16 protein-coding genes and 1 pseudogene are annotated in these 23,016 nt (G+C 64.3%); 5 read left to right on the top strand and 12 right to left on the bottom strand.

Annotated features, from left to right (window positions below):
* Nucleotides 1-18 precede the first annotated feature (18 nt).
* Entirely contained in the window at nt 19-2,931 is a 2,913-nt protein-coding gene (locus FA702_RS19225) for a TonB-dependent receptor domain-containing protein (protein WP_168196146.1), read from the bottom strand.
* Between the two features lie 610 nt (nt 2,932-3,541).
* On the bottom strand, nt 3,542-3,862 hold the full coding sequence (locus tag FA702_RS23340) for a tannase/feruloyl esterase family alpha/beta hydrolase (RefSeq protein ID WP_255504894.1): 321 nt from the start codon (nt 3,860-3,862) through the stop codon (nt 3,542-3,544).
* Here FA702_RS23340 and FA702_RS23335 point away from each other — a divergent pair.
* Nucleotides 3,803-4,087, top strand: a complete 285-nt coding sequence (locus FA702_RS23335) for a LysR substrate-binding domain-containing protein (RefSeq protein WP_255504893.1) — start codon at nt 3,803-3,805, stop codon at nt 4,085-4,087. The two genes, FA702_RS23340 and FA702_RS23335, sit on opposite strands and share 60 nt — an antisense overlap.
* Before the next feature lie 154 nt (nt 4,088-4,241).
* Nucleotides 4,242-4,442, top strand: coding sequence for a hypothetical protein (locus FA702_RS23330; RefSeq protein WP_255504892.1), 201 nt, complete (start codon nt 4,242-4,244; stop codon nt 4,440-4,442).
* Nucleotides 4,443-4,586: 144 nt separating this feature from the next.
* Here FA702_RS23330 and FA702_RS19215 read toward each other — a convergent pair whose 3' ends face one another.
* Nucleotides 4,587-5,081, bottom strand: coding sequence for a hypothetical protein (locus FA702_RS19215; protein WP_370385541.1), 495 nt, complete (start codon nt 5,079-5,081; stop codon nt 4,587-4,589).
* Between the two features lie 173 nt (nt 5,082-5,254).
* Between FA702_RS19215 and FA702_RS19210 the strand changes: the two genes are divergently transcribed.
* Nucleotides 5,255-6,469, top strand: a complete 1,215-nt coding sequence (locus FA702_RS19210; protein ID WP_136958076.1) for an IS256 family transposase — start codon at nt 5,255-5,257, stop codon at nt 6,467-6,469.
* 45 nt (nt 6,470-6,514) lie between these two features.
* Here the strand turns inward: FA702_RS19210 and FA702_RS19205 are convergent.
* The 4 genes and pseudogenes from FA702_RS19205 to FA702_RS19190 all read right to left on the bottom strand — a co-directional run.
* Nucleotides 6,515-7,057: pseudogene (locus FA702_RS19205) on the bottom strand (Rieske 2Fe-2S domain-containing protein); the annotation flags it as partial.
* A 12-nt stretch (nt 7,058-7,069) separates the two neighbouring features.
* Complete coding sequence (locus FA702_RS19200; RefSeq protein WP_136957724.1) at nt 7,070-8,023, bottom strand: PDR/VanB family oxidoreductase; 954 nt, start codon at nt 8,021-8,023, stop codon at nt 7,070-7,072.
* A complete protein-coding gene (locus tag FA702_RS19195) occupies nt 8,020-9,075 on the bottom strand; it encodes an aromatic ring-hydroxylating dioxygenase subunit alpha (RefSeq protein ID WP_136957723.1) in 1,056 nt (351 codons plus the stop codon). The genes FA702_RS19200 and FA702_RS19195 overlap by 4 nt, the downstream gene beginning before the upstream one ends.
* Before the next feature lie 14 nt (nt 9,076-9,089).
* On the bottom strand, nt 9,090-11,669 hold the full coding sequence (locus FA702_RS19190) for a TonB-dependent receptor (RefSeq protein WP_136957722.1): 2,580 nt from the start codon (nt 11,667-11,669) through the stop codon (nt 9,090-9,092).
* Nucleotides 11,670-11,867: 198 nt separating this feature from the next.
* On the opposite strand from FA702_RS19190, the gene FA702_RS19185 reads away from it, so the two are divergent.
* Together FA702_RS19185 and FA702_RS19180 are read left to right on the top strand one after the other, a co-directional pair.
* Nucleotides 11,868-13,598: a sigma-54-dependent Fis family transcriptional regulator gene (locus FA702_RS19185; RefSeq protein WP_136957721.1), complete on the top strand. Its 1,731-nt coding sequence runs from the start codon at nt 11,868-11,870 to the stop codon at nt 13,596-13,598.
* Nucleotides 13,599-13,892: 294 nt separating this feature from the next.
* The gene (locus FA702_RS19180; RefSeq protein WP_255504891.1) at nt 13,893-14,996 is read left to right on the top strand and encodes a PLP-dependent cysteine synthase family protein; all 1,104 of its coding nucleotides are present in this window, start codon (nt 13,893-13,895) and stop codon (nt 14,994-14,996) included.
* 170 nt (nt 14,997-15,166) lie between these two features.
* Here FA702_RS19180 and FA702_RS19175 read toward each other — a convergent pair whose 3' ends face one another.
* From FA702_RS19175 to FA702_RS19155, 5 genes are all read right to left on the bottom strand, one after another.
* Nucleotides 15,167-16,681: a TolC family protein gene (locus FA702_RS19175; RefSeq protein ID WP_136957720.1), complete on the bottom strand. Its 1,515-nt coding sequence runs from the start codon at nt 16,679-16,681 to the stop codon at nt 15,167-15,169.
* Between the two features lie 2 nt (nt 16,682-16,683).
* Nucleotides 16,684-17,757: an HlyD family secretion protein gene (locus tag FA702_RS19170; RefSeq protein ID WP_136957719.1), complete on the bottom strand. Its 1,074-nt coding sequence runs from the start codon at nt 17,755-17,757 to the stop codon at nt 16,684-16,686.
* Entirely contained in the window at nt 17,754-19,436 is a 1,683-nt protein-coding gene (locus FA702_RS19165) for an ABC transporter transmembrane domain-containing protein (protein ID WP_136957718.1), read from the bottom strand. Before FA702_RS19165 ends, FA702_RS19170 begins: the two co-directional genes overlap by 4 nt.
* A gap of 291 nt (nt 19,437-19,727) precedes the next feature.
* A complete protein-coding gene (locus FA702_RS19160; protein WP_136957717.1) occupies nt 19,728-21,395 on the bottom strand; it encodes a tannase/feruloyl esterase family alpha/beta hydrolase in 1,668 nt (555 codons plus the stop codon).
* A complete protein-coding gene (locus FA702_RS19155; protein WP_136957716.1) occupies nt 21,392-22,999 on the bottom strand; it encodes a carboxylesterase/lipase family protein in 1,608 nt (535 codons plus the stop codon). The genes FA702_RS19160 and FA702_RS19155 overlap by 4 nt, the downstream gene beginning before the upstream one ends.
* Between the last annotated feature and the right edge of the window lie 17 nt (nt 23,000-23,016).

The following is a 23,016-nucleotide window of genomic DNA, read 5'->3' as shown; positions in this document are numbered from 1 at the left end:
GAAGGGTACGGTGCCTCCTCACAGGCCGAACCTCAGGCCGACCTTGAAGCTGCGACCCACGTAGTCATAGGGGTTGCCGCCAAGGTTGATCGCCGCGATCGCGTAAGGCGGCGGATTGGTGTTGAACAGGTTGTTCACGTTGAGGAAGAACTGCGCCTTGCTGCCGCGCATATCGAAATCATAGGCCATGTTGAGGTTGAACAGGGCCTGCCCGGCGAACGTATTCTGGCTGATGCTGTTGGCGGCGGTGGGGTCATAGCCCGCCTCGTCCGGCCCCTTGTAAAGCGGCGAATAGCGAATGTGGGTGAAGGCGCGCATCTGCAGGCCGATAGTGACGGGATCGAGGCGGTAGTTGACGTAGGCCGCGATCGACCACTTGGGTGCCGCATTCTGATAACCGGCATAGTCGAGCGTCACGCCCGTTGGGCCTGCAATGTCGGTGCTCTTGTAGTTCGCCAGATGCGTCGCATAGACGGTGGTATCGAGCGTGCCCGGCAGCCCGATCGGCGCCAGCGACGTGCGGTAGCCGGCTTCGATGTCCACGCCCTTGACCAGCAAGGCTGACTGGTTGAACGGCTGGATGAAGATCTTGGCGATGCCGAATTGCGAGTTATCGAACGTGATCGCCGAGCAGTAGTTTTGCAGCTTGGCGTAGCAGCGCGCGAGGATGTCCGTTCCCGAAACCGACGCGATAACGTCGCTCACCTTGATCCGGTAATAGTCCACCGAAAAACGGGCGCCGGAAAGCGCGCCGTGGCCCTGGTACGTGATCCCGGCCGAGAAGGTGTCGGCCTTCTCCGGCTTGAGATTGGGGTTGCCGACGGTCTGCTGCGGCAGGCGTGCCGACTGGCCGTTGAACGGATTGACGAAGGAACCCGTCGAGGAAATGCCACCGACCAGGAACAGGTCAGAAAGCGAAGGCGCCCGGATGTCACGCGATCGCGTGGCCCGCAGCCGCAGTCCTTCAACCGGTTCATAAGTGCCGCCCACCTTCCAGGTCGTTACCGCACCGCTGAGGTTGTAGTCGGTGCGACGAACCGCAGCGTTGGCGTTCAGCGAACGGATCGCGGTCACGTCCTTCAGGATCGGCAGGTCGATTTCGCCGTAGAACTCCTTGACGTTGTTCTTGCCGGAATAGGACTTGTTGTTCCCAGAAGAGTAGAGGCCCCGCTCCTGCAGCGCGTCGGCGACTTGGCGCAAAGAATCCCATCGCATCTCCCCGCCAAGTGCGATGGAAACGTCGCCGGCGGGCAGGTGGAACAGCGGTCCGTTGATGTTCAGCGCGACATCGTGCCGGACCATGTAGTCCTTGGTGTATTCGATACCGGAAACGTAATCCTTGGCCGCCTGCGAGACGTTGCCGGCACCGAACGGATTGAGCGGCACGCAGCCCGGTTGCACGTTCGCGACCTGCACCGTGTTGGTTAGGCGGTTGGCGGCGAAGTTGGGGTTCGAGGCGATCGGGCCGCAAACGATGTTCCCGCTGGTGTCCTTCACCGCATAGAGCGCGGCATAGAGGTTCGCTTCGCGCGTACCGTAAACCTTGGAATCGATTACCGACCGTCCGTAGATATACGTCGCGTCCCAGTTGAAGCGATTGAGCAGTTTGCCCTTAAGGCCGGTCGCGACTTGGAACGTGGTATAGGTATTGTCGGCGGAAGTCCCCAGCCAGTCCGTATCGATACGGCCCATGTTGAAGCTGGCGATGTTGTTCGTGGTCAGCTGCCCCTGGATGCCGCCGGGCAGGTAGGGGTTGTTCGCCAGAATGGTGATCGTGGGGGATTGGTGATACTGCGAATAGGTGAATACATTGCTGCGCGCGTAGTTGACGTCGGCAAAGGCGGTGACGCTGTCCGTGAGGTCATAACCAAGGCGCAGCATGGTGGCGAACTGTTCGAGCGGCTGCTTGAGATTCCACTGCGACAGGGGGCCGGAGCCGACGTTGCTGGATGAATTGATCATCAAGTTGCCCAGCACGGGGCCGCGGGTCAGTTTGTAGGTCGATCCATCGGGATTGAAAGCCAGCAGGTTGAGCGCGGTGGAAGCGGTGCCTCCCGTTGTCGTTGCCCCGGTGATGACGCCGCCCGGCGTCTGCGCCGCATATTCGACGCCGTTGGCCCAGCCGAAGGCCGGCGTTCCTGCCGCGCGCGCGGCGCCGAAAGACAGGGGGTTCCCCGAGTTACCCGGTTCGACCCGGCTCCAGTCGCGCGAGTAGATGTTACCCACGCCGTAATTCTTGTTATAATCGGCGCCGAATACGACATGCAGGCGATTGTCGGCGGTATTGATGCCGAACGCGATGTTGCCGCCGTATTCCTTGTTGTCGCCCTCTTGCGAAATGCCGCTGTAGATCGACCCGTGGATGCCTTCCATGCGATCCATCAGCACGAAGTTCGCGACGCCGGCCACTGCATCGGAGCCATAAGCCGCCGAAGCGCCACCGGTAACGACTTCCATCCGCTTGATCAGGCCGATCGGAATGATGCTGGTGCTGGTCGTGGCCTGCGGGTTGGTGGGGACCGGCCGGCGACCGTCGATCAGGACAAGCGCGCGTTGTGCGCCAAGGCTGCGCAGGTTGGCCAGGCTCTGACCGGTCGAGATCGAACCCGCATTGCGCTGGACCTGGTTCGGACCGGAAGAAGCCCGGAACGCAGGAAGCTGCGCGATGATGTCATCGACCGCTGACGGGGCCGTCTGCAGCATCTTGGCCGCATCGACGACGGTCAGCGGCGTTGGCGCCTGCACCCCCGAACTCTGGATACGCGTGCCTGTGACGATGATGTCCTGAACCGAAGGTTCGCTGCCCGCGTCGGCGGCGGGGGCGCTTGCCGCCGGTTTGGCGGGCGCATCTTGTGCGGCTGCGGTCGAGACACCGCCCGTCACCCCCAGAATCGCGGCACTGCAAAGCAATGGATAACGAACCTTCCCCATGCCCATCTCCTCTCCATGTTCAATAATTCGGATAACGAATTTTTATTTGAAAAATAATTAGGCCGAGATTCGGACGATGTCAAGCAAGCAGGATTCTTGAGGGTGATCGCGGGTCTGCGGCGACGTCACGCGATGACCGGTCCGTTGCAAGATGGGGTTGAACCGGCAGATGGATGGGTTGCTACATGGCGCGGCAAGGCCGGAGCTGGAGCATAAGGCACCGGAATCCAAGCATTATGGACGGTGTCTAGTCGAACACAAGGCGCCTTAAGACACGGCAGGTGACATCCGGCTGCCAACCGATGACCGTTGCCAAAGCGGCTGAGCCCCTCGATCCGGGACCGCTTTTCGAATTGAACGCGCTGCGGATCTCGATGCGCTTGCGTTAGGTCTGGGACGTCAATTTCTTGGGCGGTAGCACCGCATGCTTAGCCATGTGCCGACGACAGGTTTCGGCGTAATCTGGCTTGCGCTCTGATGGAGACACGCGAGTTAAAGCGCTCGGGAGCCGCCCGTGCATCGCTCGAAAATGGACACCCCGATGTCGAACGGGCGACAAGGTATAGCCAGGAGCGGTGCGATGATGCAAGCGCGCACTGCCAGCCCGGTGCTACCGAACGCAGGAATACCGCTGCCCATCGTTGCCCTGATCCGGCCGCCCTGAAAAGCGGGACCAGGTACTGCATTTGCACATCGGCCGGGATGCCACGACGCGATAGGGCGCGGTGGTTTCGTGCAGCGTCAGCAACAAGGCGTCCGCCGGTTTTCTGCCGCGTTCGACCCAGCCCTCCAGAACATCGAGCAAATCGATCCTGCCCGGAATACCGTAAGCCGGCGCTCCGGCGGAACCCGGCGGCCTGCCGCCCGATGTGTGCGGCAGGCCCGTTGCCACAAAGGCCGCGAAAAAGGCATCGGTCGCCTTCGTGCCCACCCGTCGGGCAACAGCGTCGCGATACTCCAGGCCATTGCGTGGCCCCTGACCCGCATCGGCCAGATCGCCGCGCTCAAGGACGGTCGGATCGATGTCGGGTTTGGCCGCGTCCGTTTCGAGGACGCCACCGTGCAGCGGACTGTTTTGCGGGAAGAACATCTGGTCGTCGCCATACCCGCCGGGCACCGACTGGCGGGCGGGTCGCGTCCTCTGGTCCCTGCGTAAATTGCAGGAAGAGGCGCTGATCCTCTATCCGCGCGCGCCGACCAGGTGCTTACCCTGTTTGCCGACCATGGAATCCGGCCTCGCGTGGCGCATGAGGCGCGCGAGCTTCAGATCGCCATTGGGTCTGGTCGCAGCGGAAGAGGGGATTTGCATCGTGCCCGAATCCGTCAAGAAGTCGCGCGTAGATGACGTCGTATATCGCGATTTGGAAGAAATGGCGGTGTCGCCGATCATTATGAGCCACCGCGCCCGTGAGGGATCTCCCGAACTGGCGACCATGGTGCGGGTCATCGCGCGCCACTATGCCGACCGGGGCTACGGCGTGCCGGAAGCCCTCGCCGCGTTCGATGCATAGCGCGTGGGGTCGCTCCGTTTTGCGAAACGGGCAAAGCCTGGCGGAAGCGGTCAGGAAATGCAGGCCGGGAAAGGAAGCGCCGTCGCCCGGCTCGACAGCGTGGGCGGCCCATCGCTTCCCTGGTCCCTTTCCGAGAAACCCAAATCAGGACGATTCGGCGTCTATCATCCGCTTGAGCAGGCGTCGCACTTTGACGGGGGCGACATCGTTCGACATGAGCACCGGGTTCAGGTCGAAGAAATCGGCATCGCCCATTTCGCGCTGCACGGCCTGCACGAGCGGGCCGTCCTCAAGCTCGAACGCATCGTGCATCCCCTTGATCTTCAAGGCGTTGTATTCCGCGTCGTCTTCCACGTGGTTGCGGCGGGTGGCGAAGAAATAGTGCGTCTTGAACTCGTCTTCGGGGGTGCAGGTATGCAAGTCGTACTGGCTCACCGCCTCATCGAAGCTCTTGCCGTCCTGCACGGCGCCAACCGAAAGCTGAATATTCGAAGGCGCGTGCCACACGATATCGAAGTATTGCCGGGCTTCGTCGTCAGGCCGGGACATGAACGGCGCGAAGATCATCATGGCCGGCTGCTGCGACCATTCCCAGCGCGCGGAAATGGTCGTGGGGGTCTCGCGTACCTTGGGGATCACGGGTGAAAGTTTGCCCGTTAGCGTCCGCGTTCGTGGTGTAATTTCCGGTGTATGAGCTGGTGGATTTGGGGGTGGGGCATGCCCCACCCCCAAATTCGGCGGCTCTGGTGGCCACCGGGCTCATCGTTATGGTGGAGTTGCGAGACTTCTACCCTGACGAAGAGGAATTCCCGATGACCGATGCCAGACTACTGATTGAAGAGCTTGCTGCGAAGACCGGCGACGGTGATTTTTTGCGCGCCATCGCCGAGAGTGTGATGCAGTTGATCATGGAGGCCGATGTTGACGGCCTGATCGGCGCTGGTCGGCACGAGCGCAGCGGCGAGCGCGCCACCTGGCGCAATGGCTACCGCGACCGTTCGCTGGACACCCGGGTCGGCACGCTCAACCTCAAGATCCCCAAGTTGCGCACCGGAACCTACTTCCCGGGCTTCCTCGAACCGCGCAAGATGGTGGAGAAGGCGCTGGTGGCGGTGATCCAGGAGGCGTGGATCGGCGGTGTCAGCACCCGGCGGGTCGATGAACTGGTGCAGGCCATGGGCATGACCGGTATCTCCAAGTCCACGGTTTCCAAGCTGTGCAAGGACATCGACGAGCGCGTCCTGGCCTTCCTGAAGCGCCCGCTGACTGGCGAATGGCCCTACATCTGGCTCGACGCCACCTACCTCAAGGTACGCGAAGGCGGCCGGATCGTCAGTGTGGCCGCGATAATCGCCGTCGCCGTCAACACCGAGGGGCGCCGCGAGATCGTTGGCCTGCACATCGGCCCCAGCGAAGCCGAAACCTTCTGGGCGACCTTCCTGAAGGATCTGGTGCGTCGCGGCCTGACCGGGGTGAAGCTGGTGATCTCCGATGCCCACGAGGGCCTCAAGGCGGCGATTACCCGCGTCATGGGCGCGACCTGGCAGCGCTGCCGCGTCCACTTCATGCGCAATGCGCTCGCTCACGTGCCCAAGGGCCAGCACACCATGGTCTCCGCCGCGATCCGTCAGGCCTTCATCCAGCCCGATCAGGCCGGAGCGACCCAGACCTGGCGCCACGTCGCCGATCAACTGCGTGCCCGCTGGCCGAAGCTCGGCACCTGCATGGACGATGCCGAAACCGACGTGCTCGCCTACACCGGCTTCCCCACCCAGCACCGCACGAAATTACACTCGACCAATCCACTCGAGCGGCTGAACAAGGAGGTGAAGCGCCGGGCCGACGTCGTCGGCATCTTCCCGAACGAGGAGTCGATCATCCGCCTGGTCGGTGCTGTCCTGCTCGAACAGAACGACGAGTGGCAACTCCAACACCGCTACATGCAGATCGAGGGCTTCGCCGAACTCAACCAACCCATGATCGAGGACGAAAATCAGCCCCTACACATCGCCACAAAGGCCGCCTGACGATGACCCACGGCCACCGCCGAAATTACACCACCTTGACGGACGTGACCGTTTGCCCCGCGTGGTGATGATCTCTCCATGGACGTGATCGATGTGGCTGAGATCCATCACGTTGTCGATGATCAGTTCATAGTTCACGTCGAGGTGCATGTAGGTTTGCGCCACGGCGTTGGGATGGCCTTCGTCCAGCGGCGAGAAATCGGGGAGAAGCGCGGGGTCGGGTTCGGAACTGTCCATCCAGATCCAGAGGAAGCCGAACTTCTCGATGAGCGGAAAAGCGTCGACCCTGGCGGCATCGGGAATCCGGCCGTTTCCGTGCGGGTTGTGCGTGCATCTGCCGGCGCTGTTGAAGCGCAGCGCGTGGTAGGGGCAGGCTACTTCATCGCCTTCCCGCTTGCCGAGCGAAAGCGGTGCGAAGCGGTGAGGGCAGCGATCGTGCAGCGCAACCGGCATGCCATCGGCCAGGCGGTAGATCATCACCGATTTGCCAAGGATGCGGCGATGGAACAGCGCCTCGCTTTTCACTTCCTTGGACATGGCGGCGACGTACCAGGCGCGCTTGAGATACTTGAATGGCGAGGAAGACATCGTTGCGCTCCTTCAGAGGTTGATGGTCAGACGCGGCGTGCGCGCGCGCGAGCGGCAAGGGGTGAAGCAATCGTTGGCGAGGCGTTCGTCTTCGGAGAGGTAACTGTCGCGATGATCGGGCACCCCCGCGAGGACGGTGGTCAGGCAGGTGCCGCAAATGCCCTGTTCGCAGGACAGCGGCAGCCTCACCCCCGCGAGTGCCAGCGCCTCTGCCGCGGTCTGGTCGGCGGAGACCTGCACGACCTTGCCACTGGCGGCCAATTCGAGTTCGAAGGGCTGGTCGTCACCACCCGTGACCGCGGCAAAGCGCTCTGAGTGGAGATTGGCGGCATCCCAGCCCGCGCTGCGGGCAAGATCCAGCACGGCATCCATGAAGGGATTGGGGCCACAGGTGTAGAGGTGCGTATCGGGCGAGGGAGCGCCGAGAACCCGTGCGACCGCGAAGCTCGCCGGAATGCGCTCGCCGACATGGAGATACAGGGCTTCGTCCGGCGCCAGCCTGGAGAGGGTGTCCCAATAGGCTGCGCGGTCTTCCGACCGGACAAAATAGTGGAACTCGAAGCTGCTGCCGGAGGTGGCGAGGCTGCGCGCCATTGCCAGCAGCGGGGTGATGCCGATGCCGCCGGCCAGCAGCACGGAATGGCGGGCCGGGGTCAGCGGGAACAGATTGCGCGGTTCGCCGATCTCGAGGAGGTCGCCCTCCCGCACGGTGTCGTGCAGATAGGCGGAGCCGCCGCGCCCCGCGCCATCGCGGAGCACGCCAATCTCGTAGGTGGCGGGATCGGCGCGATCCCCGCACAGTGAATATTGTCGGATCAGGCCGTTGGGCAGCTTGACGTCGATATGCGCGCCGGCGGCGTAGTCCGGCAGGACCTGTCCGCCTTCCGCACCGAGTGTGTAGGCGGCAATGCCAGGAGCCTTGATCCGCTTGGAAAGAACCCGGACCGAAATCGACTGCACCGTCATGCCGCGACCCCGACCGAATCGGCTTCTTCGGCAAGAAGCTTGTCGAGCACCCAGAGCATCCGCACCGGTCCGGCATCGTGGACGATATCGACCTGGGGTGCCCCAGGGTATTGCAGGAGCCGTTCGCGCTGGCCTTCGAGGATGCGCTTGTCCTCCAGGAAGGCGTGCATGTTGGTGCGGTGCATGAGGTCGACGATTCCGGGGAACCAGGTTTCCTTGCTGGTGCCCCACGAAAAGTAGTAATCGACCGAGCCCTCGTCGCGTGGGGTCACGGCCTGGCTAGAGAACGTGTCCAGCAGCAGCTTGCCGTTGGACATTCCGCGACCGGTTGCACCTTCTTCCGCTTCATGGACGGCGAAGCTGAGGATGAAGTTGCAGGGCACGCTCAGGCGGACGTGGACGTTGATGTCGAAGCGCGCGTCCGCGGGAAAGAGATGCCGGGCGAACGTGGGCGCGGGGACGCCGCGAACGCAGTACTTGGTTTCGATTCCGCGCGGTTGCAGTTCGTGCCGGGGCTTGATGAAGCCCCAGTCGTCGCTGCCGCCGAACGTCATCCCGTGAACCCATGACACGTGGCTGAGATCGGCCAGATTGGCGATCTCTTCACGATAGTCCGTGTCGATCCGCAACTGGTTGGTCTTGAGCACCCACTTGGGGTCCGACGGGCCGATCGCCTCGCAGATCAGGGTCTCGTCCGCCTGCGCGGCATCGCCCAACCAGACCCAGATCCAGTTGTCGCGCTCGACAACCGGGAAGGTCCGGACGCTGGCGCCCGCCGGTACTTTGTCCATGCCCGGCACCGCCAGGCATTCCCCATCCGCTCCGAACAGCATCCCGTGGTACATGCAACGGACCGCGTCGCCTTCCTTGCGGCCGAGCGAAAGCGGGGCGGAGCGATGGGGGCACCTGTCCTCCATCGCCACGACCTGGCCCTCGCCCGTCCTGTAGAGCAGGATCGATTGGCCGGCGATCCTGCGGCACACGAGATCGGTCGCCCCGATGCCGACGTCTTCATCCCAACCGGCGCAGTACCATGCATTGCGTAGAAACAAGGGACGTCTCCTCATCAGAAACGGACGCCGAGGGTGGCGTACCATTCGGTGGGGCGGTTGTAGGTTCCGAACAGCAGGCCGGCTGCGGTCTGGTTACCGCCACTGACCAGGTAGCGGTCGTTGGTGAGGTTGGTGCCGCCTACGGTGAGCGACCACTTCTGCTCGGGCGCTTGGTAGGAGATGCTTGCATTGAGCGAACTGACCGCAGGCCGAAGTAGGGCATAGGCGCGTTCGGTGTCGTTCCAGATCTTGCTGGTCCGGGTGTAGTCGACCAGCGCGACGACCGACGCGCCGTTGCCGAGCTCGTATTCGTAGCGCGGGCTGACGTTGAACTTCCACTTCGGGGTCTTGGGCAACGGTGCGCCCACAAAGACGCCGGCTTGAAGCGGATTTGGCGCAACCTGCGCCTGGGGCAATACGCTGGTGTAATAGGAGTCGGTATAGCCAACCGAGCTGTTTATCGTCAGGCCGCGTACCGGCACCGCCACCAGTTCAAGCTCGAAGCCCTTGATGCGGGCATCGCCCGCGTTCTGGATCGTCGGCGAGACACCCTGCTGGAAGTTCAGCTGGATGCCGTTGTACTTGGTGGTGAAAGCCGCACCATTGAGCTGGACACGACGGTTCAGGAACTCCGACTTGAAGCCGATTTCGAAGCTTTCGGCCTTTTCCGGATCAAAGCTGGGCGCAAAGTTGAGGGGGTTGGACAGGCGGGTGGTCCAGCCTCCGGTCTTGTATCCCTTCGACCACGAACCATAGACCATCACATCCTGCGTCGGATGAAGCTGGATGCCGAGCTTGGGCGCGAAGTTGTTGAAGGAGCGGTACTGCGTATCAGGTACGTAGTATCGCAGCGGCTCGCTGGGGTCGGAGAAGCCCAGCGGGGTCGAACATGGATCACCATAGACCGGGCAGTTGAACAGCTTGTAGTTGAACCCGTTCAGGTCGCTCTGGCCGCCGTTGAAGTCCTTCTTCTCGTGCGTGTAGCGCCCGCCGACGGTGATCGAGATCAGCGGGGAGAACTCGTAGTCGACTTGCCCGAAGAAAGCGTAGTTTTCGGTATGGAGCAGGTTCGGACCGTAAATCTGCAGCAGGCCCTGGTCAAAGGTGACGAAGTCGGAAAGGAAGCTGCGCTCCTTGAAATAATACCCGCCGACAACGTACTTAAGCTTGTCGTTGAAAGCCCGCCCCGTGATCTGTAGTTCCTGGCTGAACTGCCAGTTGGCAAGGCTGAAGGAGAATTCCAGCGCGCGTACGGGCGATCCGTCCGCGTCCAGCCCGGTCGCCCAGTCCAGCTTGCGATAGCCGGTGATCGACTTGACATCGACGCTGTCGGAAAGTTCGTAATCCAGCGTCATGGCAAGGCCCCAGACCTTCATGCGCGAGAAGTTCAGGCCCGTGGCGTAGCTCTTGTCCGGATCGGCGAGGATGTAGCGGCTGTCGAAGGGAAGGCGATTGTTGGCGGGGTTGGCATCGACATTCGCGCTGGCGAGCCCACCGATCTGCTGCCCGGGGTTCAGCGGTGTGCCGCGCGGACCGCACAGGGCGGTGGCGTTGCGGGCGGCGATCTCGCCCGCTGTTGATCCAATGCAGAAGTTGTAGAGACCGGCAAAGTTGAAGCCATTGGGCGCAAGGCCGGAAGCGCCATTGTAAAGGGCCGTTGCGCCGAGGCCCGGGATCACCAGCGCGCGATCGGCGGTGGGGGCGAAGATGAAGGGCTGGCTTTCCGTGGTCGCGAGCAGCTTGTTCGCCGTGCCCTGCTGATTCTGGCTGAGGTAGTCGCCGGACACACGGACAGTCAGCCGGTCGGTCGCCTCCCACTTCAGCTTGCCGCGCAAGGTCCACTCGCTCTGACCGCCTTCGCTCGATGCGCGATCGTAGCCGTTGGAGCGAAACGCCGCGTCCTCATCGTTGACGAACTGGCCCGCTCCCGGGAAGGGAATACGCTTGAGGTATCCGTCCCGGTGCCGCGATGCGGCCGTGAGCGACACCGCGACCCGATCCGTGATCGGCAGGTCGAGGCTGGCGTTGATGTCGAGCCGGTTGTAGCGGCCGGTGGTGATGTCACCCCGGAACGAGAAGACCTTGCCGGGATCGCGCGTGACCACGGAAATGGCGCCGCCAATGGTGTTGCGGCCGAAAAGGGTGCCCTGTGGTCCCTTGAGGACTTCGATACGCTCCACGTCGGGCAGGTTGAGGTTCGCGCCGACGGTGCGGGCAAGATAGACGCCATCGAGATAGACGCCCACGCCCGGATCGAGGTTGGCGGCGAAATCGTTCTGGCCGATGCCGCGGACATAGGCTGAAAGCACGGAACTGGACCCCGAGAAGGGGGTGCCCGCGTCCAGCGTGACATTAGGCGAGATGTTGGAGAGGCTCGACACGTCGGCCACCGCCCGTTCGCGCAGCGCGCTGGACGTGAAGGCGGAAATCGCGATCGGAACATCCTGTACGTTTTCCGCGCGCTTCTGGGCGGTAACGACGATCTCCGCAATGGCGCCCGAATCCGCGTTGGTTCCGGTGCCCTGCGCCCAGGCGCTGCCACCGGTTATCACGGCCAGAATGCTCGACGCGCACAGGAAATGCCTCTTGTTCATATTACACTCTCCCCCTTTGTGGTTTTGGCCACTTGTACGCAGGGTCTGTGCCAAATCCCGAGGACGGCCGATTTTCGGCACTTTTGGTGGAATGGGCTTGAAACCCCGGTTCGGACACTTGCCTCGCTGCGGAATTTTGCGCAGTCTGGTTGCAGAAAATTGCGCATCAAAAGGCGCTAGAGGATTGGGGAGATTGCGATGCCCAAGGGCGCTGCCAGACGGGGCAAGCCGGATTCGGCTTATACGTTCGTGGATCATTTCCAGCGGGCGCAGGATCCGGACTTGCGTGATCTCTACGATTCATTCCGTTTCGATCCGGACAATGCCGAGATCATGCTCAATGGCCAGAGGATGGTCCTGACGGACAACGCCAGTCTGGCGATCCTGCGGCGCGAACTCATTTCCGCGCTTGGATACGAGCAGGCGCGTGCCACAATGTCCCGCATAGGTTACACGATGGGCGCGAACGACGCCCGGCTAGCGCTCGCTTTGCGCAAGGACGCTTCCTTGTTCGAAGGCTATGCGGCCGGCCCGCAGCTCCACGCGCTGATGGGGTCGGTAAAGGTCGTGCCGGTCGTTTTCGATGCGGATCGCAATTCGGGCCATTTCTATTGCGAATACGAATGGCACAATTCGGCGGAGTGCCTGGCGCACTGCGACGAGATCGGCATCGGACCCTACCCCGGCGGGTGGCAGCAGATCGGCTACGCCGCCGGCTATTCGTCGGCGTTTTTCGGACGGCCGATCGTCTATCGCGAGATCCAGTGCGTCGCGATGGGGCATCCGCATTGCTATCTGATCGGCAAGCCGGTGGAGGACTGGGACGAGCCGGAAAAGGAACTGCGCTGGTTCCGTGCGGAAACCTATACGGCTCCACTGTCTGATGGCTCGCAGCCCCAACCGGAGCGCTTGCAGAACCGGACGGTGGTGGGAGCCTCACCTGGTTTCAACGTTGCCCTGCACCTGATCGAGAAGGTGGCCAAAACCGATGTCCCGGTGCTCTTCCTCGGCGAGAGCGGCGTGGGTAAGGAAGTATTCGCGCGGGAACTGCGCCGGCGGAGCCGGCGCAGCGACAAGGAGTTCGTCGCGCTGAACTGCGCGGCGATCCCGGAAACGCTGGTGGAGGCCGAACTGTTCGGGGTGGAGAAGGGGGCTTTCACCGGCGCGGACGGCGCCAGGGCAGGGCGTTTCGAGCGGGCTTCAGGCGGCACCCTGTTCCTCGACGAGGTGGGCACGCTTTCGCCCGCGGCGCAGGGCAAGCTGCTGCGCGTGCTGCAGGAAGGCGAATTCGAACGGGTTGGCGGCACCCGCACCATCCGCTGCGATGTGCGGATCATCGCCGCCACCAATGCCGATCTGAGATCGGATGTCGAAAAGGGAACCTTCCGGGCGGACTTGCTCTATCGCCTCAACACCTTCCCGATCTGGATACCGCCGCTGCGCGACCGCCGGGCGGACATTCCGATCCTGGCCAACCATTTTCTGCGCAAGTTTTCCCAACGGCATGGGAGGACCAATCTGTCGTTCGACGAGAGCCTGATCCGGCTGTTCAACGACTATGCCTGGCCCGGCAACATCCGCGAACTGGAAAACACGATCGAACGCGGAGTCATTCTCGCGAACGACGACGAGGCAATCAGCGTGCATCACCTGATGATGGCCGGACACGCGCTGAACCAGCAAAGCGACCGTTCGCACGACGCGCTGGCAGACTTCATCGTGGCCCGCGCGAGGAATTCGAAGCCCGCTTCCGTCCGCGAGACCCTGCTGTCGCTCGGGCTTTCGCACGACGAACTGGTCGATGAACTGGTCGCAGGGGCGCTGGACCGTTGCGAGGGCAACCAGTCGGAGGCGGCCAGGATGATCGGCATGTCGCGCAGCCAGATTGCCTATCGGGTCAAGTCGCGCCTGGACGAGAAGGCAACCTGACGCTTGGCCGTGTCTCCGTTGCCAGCGGTCCCAGAAGTCCGGTGGGGTTGATAGCGTCCGCAGAAAATCGACGACTTGCCGGTCCGCGCCTCCCGCAGGCCATCAGCGAACCTTCGTTCGTGATTCATGGTCGGGCAAGAACGAACAGGACTGGCGATCATTCGATTTTGCAAATCCGCACGATCCACGCAATTTTCACAAGTCTAGCGGTTAGGTTTGGCCAGATTTTGCAAACGAGATGCGCTGGTCTTGCATTAGTGTGCAATCCAATTTCCACATGCCCGGGATTGCATCATGATGACAGACCTCGCCCGCAGTCTTGCCGTAAACGCCGCCGGCCAGTCCCGCTGGGGCGACTGGGCAATTGCCAGAATCGAGGCCGATTACACCCGCTCGGCCGACACGCACCTGATCCCGGTGGAATTGCCCGCACTGTCCGGCATCGCGTTGTATCTGAAAGACGAGAGCAGCCATCCCACGGGAAGTCTGAAGCACAGGCTGGCGCGATCGTTGTTCCTGCATGCGTTGTGCAGCGGCTGGATCAAGCAGGATACCACCGTGGTCGAGGCATCATCCGGTTCGACGGCGGTGTCCGAGGCCTATTTTGCGCGCATGCTTGGCCTGCCGTTCGTGGCGGTGATTCCGGCCACCACATCTGCCGAGAAAATTGCCGCGATCGAGGCTTTCGGCGGCCAGTGCCGGAAGGTTGCCGATCCCGCCACGGTCTATGGCGAGGCACAGCGCCTGGCGGATGCGTGCGGCGGGCATTACATGGACCAGTTCACCTATGCCGAACGCGCCACCGACTGGCGCGGCAACAACAACATTGCCGAAAGCATTTTTGCGCAAATGGCGCGCGAACCCGCGCCGGTCCCGACCTGGATTGTTTGCGGCGCGGGCACGGGCGGCACTTCGGCCACGCTCGGGCGGTTTGTGCGTTATCATCGCCATGCCACGCGGATCTGCGTGGCGGATCCGCTGCCTTCGGTCTTTCATCGCCATTGGCACGATCACACGGTGCTTTCGGCGGATGGCGCGTGCAGCCTGATCGAAGGGATCGGCCGGCCGCGTGTGGAACCTTCGTTCGTGCCATCGGTGATTGACCGGATGGAGGCCGTGGACGATGCCGCCTCGATCGCGGCGGCGCGGGTGCTGTCGCGACGGCTGGGGCGCCGGGTTGGCGGATCGACCGGGACCAACCTCGTGGCATGCGCTCGGCTCGCTGTGGAAATGACCGCAGCCGGCGAAACCGGCTCGATTGTCACGCTGCTTTGCGATTCGGGCGAACGGTATGCCTCGACCTGCTTCAATGACGCCTGGCTGGACGCGCAAGGGCTGGACATTGCCGGCCATGAGGCGGCCATGGAAAGGTTCTTTGCGTCTGGAGTGTGGGGCTGACAGTCATGCGCGATGAGATGTTGCTCTTGGCACAACGTGGCTGATCAGAGCGGACGGTGCGATTGCGCCTGCCCGGGATGTCAGGACTGGCGCCGTTCTCGCGCAGGGTTTTGCGCGCGTTACTGGTATCATAGGCTTTATCGCCAAGCCCGTGGCGCACCCGGCCGTTGCTAGAACGGCCGCTCGCCCGCGTCTGATCCCCCGGCCTCACGCGCGTCCAGCTTGAGGGCGCTTTCATCGGCGGTTGCCGCAGCCAATTGCGCACGCGCGGCGGCGATGCGCGCACGGGCTTCGATCAGCTTCACCGCGGCATCGGTGGCGGCTTCCTCGCGGCTGTTGACGAGAAAGAAGTCACTCGAACCCAAGGCGAAGCGGCGGCGTTCGGCTTCGGCGAGCCGATCGGCGAGAGCGACCTGCCGACGGGTCGCGTCCGCCAGTTCGCGCGCGGTGTCGACCTCGATGCCGATCCCGGCCACTTCGGCACGGATCTTCTCGGCGAGGTACCGCTGCTTGACCGACAGTTCCTCGAGCTTGGCGCGGCTTTCAGATAGTTTGCCCCGTGCCTTGCGGTTCTGCAGCGGCACCGTGAGCGAGACGCCGAAGATGACTTCGAGCGGCGAGCGGCTATAGCCACCCGCACCAACCGGCCCGATGTCCTTGGCGATTTCCCCCTTGAGATCGAGCCGGGGCCGCAGGTCGTTCTCGGCCAGAGCCAGCTTGACCGATGCCTGCTCGATCTCTTCGAGCAGGATGCCGAAATCGGGCCGTTCCTCGATCTCGAAAAAGGGATCGATGTTCATGCCGTCGAAGGCCGCGGCCGAGGGTGGCAACCGGTTGGCATCGACCAGCACCGGAAGCCCCGCCGCATCGCGGTAGTAGAGCGAGAGCTTGTTGGCCGCTGCCCGGAATTCCTGCTGCGCCTGCACGACCAGGGCTTCCCGCTTGACCATGTTGGCTTCGTTCTCGGTCAGCAGGATTTCCGGCTTCGCGCCCAGTTGTACCTGCCGGCGGATACCTTTGCCGCGCTCGGCCGCGATATCGTAGAGCGCCTGGTAGGCCTGCAGCTTCAGGCCGCTTTCCACCCACTTCTGATAGGCCTCGATCGCGCGGGCCTGCACGCCGATGGCGGTGGCGCGCGTTTCGAAACGGGCAATGTCGATGTCGTTCCCGGCAAGCTGCGTGGCCGAACGCCGGGCGTCGATCATGCGGTCCCGCAGCAGGGCGTAAAGCGCACCGATCTTCACCTCGCCAAGCCGGTTGGTATAGGCCTTGTCCTCATAGATCGGGAAATCGCCGCGCGAATTGCGGTACTGGCCGTAGAGGTATCCGCCGTTGCCGGTGAGGGGGCGCTCCGCCTTGCCGGTGATTTCCGAACCGTCGTAATAGCCGGCAACGCGGCTGCGGGCATCGACCGAGAAAACCGTGTCGAACGCGCCCTCGGCGCTCAGTGCCCGCCCCTCGGCCTGCCGCACGCGGGCCAGCGCCGCGATGATGTCGGGCGCCGCGCGCGCCGAGGAGCGCAGGACCTCGTCCAGCGTCAGGGGTGTCGAGGGCTGGCCGTCTTCGCGGGCGGGCATCGCCGTCGCCATCGGCGCCGGGCGGACGGCGCCGCCGTCGGCTGCGCTGGCCGTCACGCCGGTCGTTACGGCGAGAAGCAGTGCATTGATCGCAAGCAGACGGCGCATGATCACTTCTTCTTCTTCTCGATCGAGCTCTTGTCCTCCTTCGCAGCCTTTGCCTCCTTCTCGCCGGCCGGGCTGGCCACTCCGAAATTGAGCGGGAAGTCGTTGAGCTGACGCCACAGCTCGTACCAGACGGGGACGGTGTCGCCTTGAATCCAGCCGAGCACCTTGCTGCCCTGGCGCACGAAGCGGCGCTCGGGCCAGGCGGTCTTGTTCGGCGCCTGTTCGACGAGGACGCGAAACAGCCCGTCGCTGCGCGGGGTGGGATCGACCGAGCGCACGCGGCCATCGTAAATGCCCACGGCAAAGCCCGGCCATCCGCTGAACTGGAACGCCGGGAAGCCTTCGAACTCGAGCCGCACCGGGCGGCCCGGTTCGACCAGCGGGATATCCCGACCGTCTATGTACAGCTCGACCGCGCGGGCGATACGCTCGGGCGCGATCGTGGCAAGTACTGTGCCCGAGGAGATCAGCGAGCCGCCCGCGGCCGCGTTGAGGTTCTGGACGCGCCCGTCGCGCGGCGCGGTGACGATCTGCGCCGAGTTTTGCGCCAGCTTGATCTCGATCTGCTTCAGCTTGGCCCGGGCTTCGGCCAGTTTGGCGTCGGCTTCCGCGACCTTGATCTGCGTCTGTTCGTAGTCGCGGCGGGATGCCAGACCCTCGGCATAGAGCTGGCCGCTGCGCCCCACGTCGATCGCGGCGGTCGCGCGCGCCTGCTGGACGGCGGCGATCTGTGCCTCGACTTGCGCCTTCTCGCCGGCGAGCCGTTCGAGGAAGTCGGGATCGACGTCGACCACGCGAACGATCGGATCGCCCGCACGGACGAAATCGCCATCCTTCACGTAGAATTCCTCCACGCGGCCACCGACCAGCGAAGAGACGTCGCGGGCGCGGTCTTCGGCGTTCAGCGTGGTGATCTGTCCGCCGCCCTGGGCAGTCTGCAGCCAGGGCACGAACAGGATCGCGCCGGCAAGCACGATGCCCACGAGGATGAGCCATGCGACGGTCGTTACCACGCGCGGCGGGCGCAGCCGTGCCAGCGAGGGGAAGTGCTCCATCTGGGTTTTGTCCAGCGTCATGGCCGCACCTCCCGTTCGGCGATGAAGCGCATGAACGCGGCCTTGTCGGCGAAGCGGTACTGCTCGCGCGCGCCAAGCCAGTACCAGGCATCGAGATCGAGCGCTTCGGGCCGGCCAGTGCTGAGCAAGACGGTGGTGCCGTTCTGCCGCAGTTCGGCCAGCGTCGCCTTGAGGACGCCCAGCGGCATCATGTCGAAAAGCTGTGACATGACCAGAACGCGGGGTCTGCTGAGCAGGGCGTTGGCCAGCTTGAGCTGCATCACCTCGACGATCGAAAGCGGCGAGCCCGAACTGGCGAGCTGGGTGTCCAGACCGTTGGGCAGGCTGGCGAGGCGGGCGAGCAGGCCAACCCGTTCCAGCGCCCGCATGGTCGTCGCCCCATCCCCGTTTCGTCCCTCGGCCAGCGTCAGGTATTCGCGCAACGTGACATCGACGATGGTTGGCCGGTTGAGTACCGTGACCGCCGATCGCAGAAGGTACATGTTGAGGCTGCCCAGTTCGCTGCCCCCGATCGAGACGAAGCCGCCCTTGGGAGTGATATGGCGCTTGAGCAGCAGGGCAAGCGTGTTCTCCACGCCGGGCTCGGCCAGAATGACGGCCTGTTCGCCACCCGCGATCGCGAAATCGAGGTGGACGCCATCGAAATCGACACCGCGAAAGCGCAACGAACCATCGCGCGGCGCCTCGCCCCGCTGGCCAGGGCGCTCCTGCGGAATGGCGAAGACCAGCGAGAGTTCTTCGCTGCTCGCGACGAGATCGTAGAAGGTGTCGAGATACCAGCCGAGCTGGTAGATGCCATAGAACACGCCGGACAGGATCAGTTCCGCGGCGACCAGCTGACCGATCGAGAGTTGCCCGGCAAGGATCAGGCTGCCGCCGAGCGCCAGCAGGGCCGCTGCCGCGAAGGCATAGACGAGGAAGTAGCCGAGGGTCTGGGCGAAGCTGTACCGGAAGTAGCGGCGGTGGGCCTTGATGTAGTCCGCCGTCACCGCTTCCGAGCGGTCCATCGCGAAGTCGAGATGGCGGGCGGACTGGTAGAAGCCGTTCGACGCGCCGACGCTTTCGAGCCAGTGCGCGGCGTTGTGCTTGGCGTGGCTGAGGCCGACCGCGCCGCTGATCGCGCCGTGGCGCCAGATCAGCCAGATCGCAAGGCAGACCAGGACCAGCACCAGATTGAACGCCAGGAAGAAGGGATGGTAGAAGCTCGTCACCAGCAGGCCGACCGCGCCCTGCAGGATGATCGTGAAGGCCCCGATGACAAGGCTGGGCACCGACTTCTGGATGATGGCCATGTCGAAATAGCGGTTGAACAGGCTGCCGGAGCGCGCGTCGGCGAAGAACGGGTTCCGGGCATGAACCGCGCGAACCGTGATCTCGGCCACCACGCGCGCGAAGATGCGACGCTCGAAGATGGCGAGCAGATAGATCCGCAGCGCGCTCAGCCCCGCGACCACCAGCAGCAGCACCAGCAGCACGCCCGAGAGAATCCACAAGGGCGCGACCTGCGCGGTGCGCGCCACCGAGTTTATCAGCAGCTGCACCGAAATCGGCGTTGCCAGCGACAACAGGCTGATCGCCACGGTATAGACGATGCCGACGTTCACATAGTTTCGGTCGGGGCCGACGATTTCCGCCAGCCAGGCAGCCGCCTGCCGCAGACCGATACGCTCACCAGCCAATTTCACCCCCTGTCGCGAACCGCTTCGTTCCTTTGACGGATGACAATCGATTATCAGAAACGGCCACCTAGCGAGCAAACTTTTCTGGCCTAGGGATGTTGCATTGCAATATATTGCTGCCGGGCAGAATCTCCCTGGCTGACCGGGAACGGGGCCGGGGAGGGGCCGTATCCGGGCAGCCCCTTTGGACAGGTACAAGCGCCGGCTATTCCGGCTTTCTCAGGAACGTACCGCCTTTGCGGATGTTTCGGCTGCCGTCAGGCATCGCGGGGCGATGAATCTCGCCTTCCGTCATAATCCGCTCCTGTCCCGCGCTTTCGATCCGGGCCAGGCGAAGCCATCCACGGGTTCGTGCTTCAGCGTGCCCGGAGAAAACGATCGCGGATCGTTGACGTCGCCGCCCCGGTAGTGGGTCGGCGTGGGGTAGGCGTAGAGCGGGCGGGTGCGGACGGAGCCATCGCCCAGCGGTGCGGTGGCCATGATGCTGTCGGGCGCTGTTCCGCGCTCCACCCAGTTCACCATCGCGCCCAGGAAATCCTGGTCATAGGGCACATAGCCGCCCCGGCAGTGGTAGCCGCCGGGCACGGGGAACAGGCGCGCGAACCGGCGCGCCGCATCCAGTCCGCCCATCCGTTCGCGCACCGCCTGGTAGTAATCGAGCATGCCGCGCGCGCCGGCGGCGTTGTCGGCCATGCCCTGCCAAAGGATCAGCTTGCCGCCGCGATCGCGGAAGGCGGTCAGATCGGGGTCCGTGGCGTCGAAAGGTTCCCCGGCCTTCAGCAGCCGGTTGAGGCTGGCGCGGGTGAAGCGCCAGTCGCGCCAGCTGAAACTTTCGGGCAGTTCGCCGGGCAGCAACAGCAGCTTGATGAACGATTCCGCTGCGAACTTGCCGGTCTGCGTGGCGGCGCCCGGTCCCACCCAGCCGAGTTCCGAGCCATAGGGCGCGCCGCCGGGGAACAGCGCGGTTCCGTCGGCGTCTGTGGGGCCGCGGTAATAGGCGTGCGCGGCGTCGATCTGCGAAGCGGTGAGGCACGGCCCGTCCGATGGAGCGTTCCCCGCGCACAGCAGCGGGGCCGGATCGTAGCGGCATGCGCGCGGATCGTCGATCTGGCCATCGGGAATGCCATCGATCCGGTCGCACGCAGCCAGCACCGCCCGATGCAGTGTCATGACCGCCTCCGGCGTGAAGATCGCGCGTCCATCGGCATCGAGGCCCTTTTGCGCTTCCCACAGGAACAACTGCATCGCGGCCGGCATCGATACGGACGAACCGGCGACGACGCCGTCGAAATCGTCCGGGTAGCGCTGCGTTTCCATCAAGGCTTCGCGCCCGCCGCCCGAACAGCCGACGAAATAGGCGTGATCGGGCGCTTGCCCATAAAAGCGCGTGATGATCGCCTTGGCGGCCAGCGCGGTGGCGTGCGTGGCCTTGTGCGCGAACTGCATCCGCAATTCGGGATCGACCGCCCACGTGGCATCGCCGATCCCCGCGGAAAAATGACCACCGTTGTTGTAGGCGACCGCGAAGGCGCCGCTGGCGATATGCGCGTTGCTGCACCATGGCACGATCGAATCCGAAATCACACCGCACATGCCGCCGCAGCCGCCTTGCAGATAGCGGCCGGTGTAGCTGTGCAGCGGTAGGTGCAATTCGAACTGCGTCTGCGGCGCGGCATAGCCCTTGACGAGGCAATTGGCGGGTCGGTCTGCGCTGGGGTTGTCCTCGGTCGCGGTAAGAACGCGGTAGCCGATGCCGCCCGCATAGGCCGTCACCGGCGTGACGAGCGCCTTGCACGGCAGCACCGGGGCGATGGCCGGCCGCTGCGGCAGCGGGACCAGCGGCGCCACGGGGGCCGGCTGCGCCGCGCGCGCGGCGAAATCGCTGCCGGCCGGCGCGATCAGCAGGACCAGCGATGCGAGCATCGCCGACAAGTGCGCAACGATGGTCCTCCAGGTCATGCCTTGATATGCGCCGCGATCAGCGCCTGTTCGGCGCCCAGCGGATCGGCCTTCACCGCCCAGGGCAGGTCGATTACCATCGTTTCCCGCCGGGGCAGGGCATAGGCCGGCCAGCGCGGGACGCCCGGGCCGTTGGGGTCGCCGGTGCGGGCGAAGTTGGTCCAGGCCGCGCTCATTACATCGGCCAGCTGTTGTGCCTGCGCCGCGCCGGTGCCGATCGTGCCCGCCGCCTTGTCCACGGTGTCGAACACCAGCGGCAGTTCCAGCCCGTGCGGGCTGCGCAGCTTGCCGTCCTGCACCGGGGTGCGCCATTCCAGCAGGTAGGCGAACACCGGCGCGCGGTGCAGGGCGGCGTGCTTGTCGGCCGCGATGCGGGCGTTGCGGCCCATGCCGAGTTCGGTGGTGATCGCGAAATAGATGTCGCTGGCGCTCGCGGCGGGTCGCAGCGCACGGAAGCCGGCGATCAGCGTCTCGGCATCGTTGACCTTGGGCGCGAGAAGCGCGGGCAGGTCCGGCCAGTCGAGCGTGAAGGCATTGGGCGGCGGGAAAAGCACCGTCGTTTCGGTGGCGGTATGGCCCACAATCAGCGGAATATCCGGCGCGATCGGCGGGGCATCGGCACCGAACGGGGTGTGGGGCAGCACGGTTCCATCCGCGACGATGCCCGGGCCTTGCGTGGGATCCCCCTTGGTCACGCGTTGCAGTGCCGCCAGGATCGTGTCCGTCGGCACCGTGCGGAGGGCGTCGATATCCCCGGCCGCGACCCCGAGTTCGGCGAACAGTGCGCGCGTTATCCGCAGCCCGTCCTCGGGCGCGATCGTGTAGGTGCCGAACCCGCTTTCCAGTATCGCGCGATGGAACAGCCCGCGCGCGGACGGCATCGCGAGCAGCGCGGCGACCTTCGATCCGCCGCCCGATTGGCCGAACACCGTTACGTTGGTGGGATCGGCCCCGAACGCGGCGATGTTGTCGCGCACCCAGCGCAGCGCCGCCACGATATCGAGTTGCCCGACGTTGGAAACCGCGCCGCCGGGCTTTGCGAGGTCACCGAAGTGGAGATAGCCGAACGCGTTCAAGCGGTGGTTGATCGCCACCAGCACGACATCGCGCCTGCGGCACAGCTGCACGCCATCGTTGACCGGTGAATCGCCCGCGCCAAGGGCAAAGCCGCCGCCATGGACCCAGACCATGACGGGCCGCTTGCCGCTATCGGCCAGCCCGGGCGTCCACACGTTGAGGACAAGGCAGTCCTCGCTCTGCGGCGGGGGCTTGGTGCCGCCGTGCCCGGGTGGAGCCAGCTGCGGGCATTCGTCGCCGAAACCGGTCGCGTCGCGCACGCCGTTCCAAGGGACAGGCGGTTCGGGCGGCAGAAAGCGCCGCGCGTCGCCCGTGGGCGCGCCATAAGGCACGCCGCGGAAGACGAGCACGCCGTCCTCGACGGTGCCGCGCACCATGCCGGCCTTCGTCCCGGCCACGGGCGCGGCCGCCACCGCCCTTGCCGGGGCGAGCAGCATGGCTCCGGCCGCCGCGCCGCCAGCCAGCACCGCGCGCCGATGGACGCCGGAGGGCATCGTGCGGCTGGCGGATTTCGAACGGTCGGCCATGGTATCACTTCCGCAAA

Origin of the sequence: Novosphingobium sp. EMRT-2, from assembly GCF_005145025.1 — a bacterium.
In the GTDB taxonomy this organism is placed as follows: domain Bacteria; phylum Pseudomonadota; class Alphaproteobacteria; order Sphingomonadales; family Sphingomonadaceae; genus Novosphingobium.
This window is presented reverse-complemented; position numbering and strand designations above follow the sequence as displayed.

Bases quoted from the DNA above. Each gene is read 5' to 3' on its own strand.
- FA702_RS19225 (WP_168196146.1), bottom strand. From the start codon at position 2,931: ATGGGGAAGGTTCGTTATCCATTGCTTTGCAGTGCCGCGATTCTGGGG.
- FA702_RS19210 (WP_136958076.1), top strand. From the start codon at position 5,255: ATGACCGATGCCAGACTACTGATTGAAGAGCTTGCTGCGAAGACCGGC.
- FA702_RS19200 (WP_136957724.1), bottom strand. From the start codon at position 8,023: ATGACGGTGCAGTCGATTTCGGTCCGGGTTCTTTCCAAGCGGATCAAG.
- FA702_RS19190 (WP_136957722.1), bottom strand. From the start codon at position 11,669: ATGAACAAGAGGCATTTCCTGTGCGCGTCGAGCATTCTGGCCGTGATA.
- FA702_RS19185 (WP_136957721.1), top strand. From the start codon at position 11,868: ATGCCCAAGGGCGCTGCCAGACGGGGCAAGCCGGATTCGGCTTATACG.
- FA702_RS19180 (WP_255504891.1), top strand. From the start codon at position 13,893: ATGATGACAGACCTCGCCCGCAGTCTTGCCGTAAACGCCGCCGGCCAG.
- FA702_RS19175 (WP_136957720.1), bottom strand. From the start codon at position 16,681: ATGCGCCGTCTGCTTGCGATCAATGCACTGCTTCTCGCCGTAACGACC.
- FA702_RS19170 (WP_136957719.1), bottom strand. From the start codon at position 17,757: ATGACGCTGGACAAAACCCAGATGGAGCACTTCCCCTCGCTGGCACGG.
- FA702_RS19160 (WP_136957717.1), bottom strand. From the start codon at position 21,395: ATGACCTGGAGGACCATCGTTGCGCACTTGTCGGCGATGCTCGCATCG.
- FA702_RS19155 (WP_136957716.1), bottom strand. From the start codon at position 22,999: ATGGCCGACCGTTCGAAATCCGCCAGCCGCACGATGCCCTCCGGCGTC.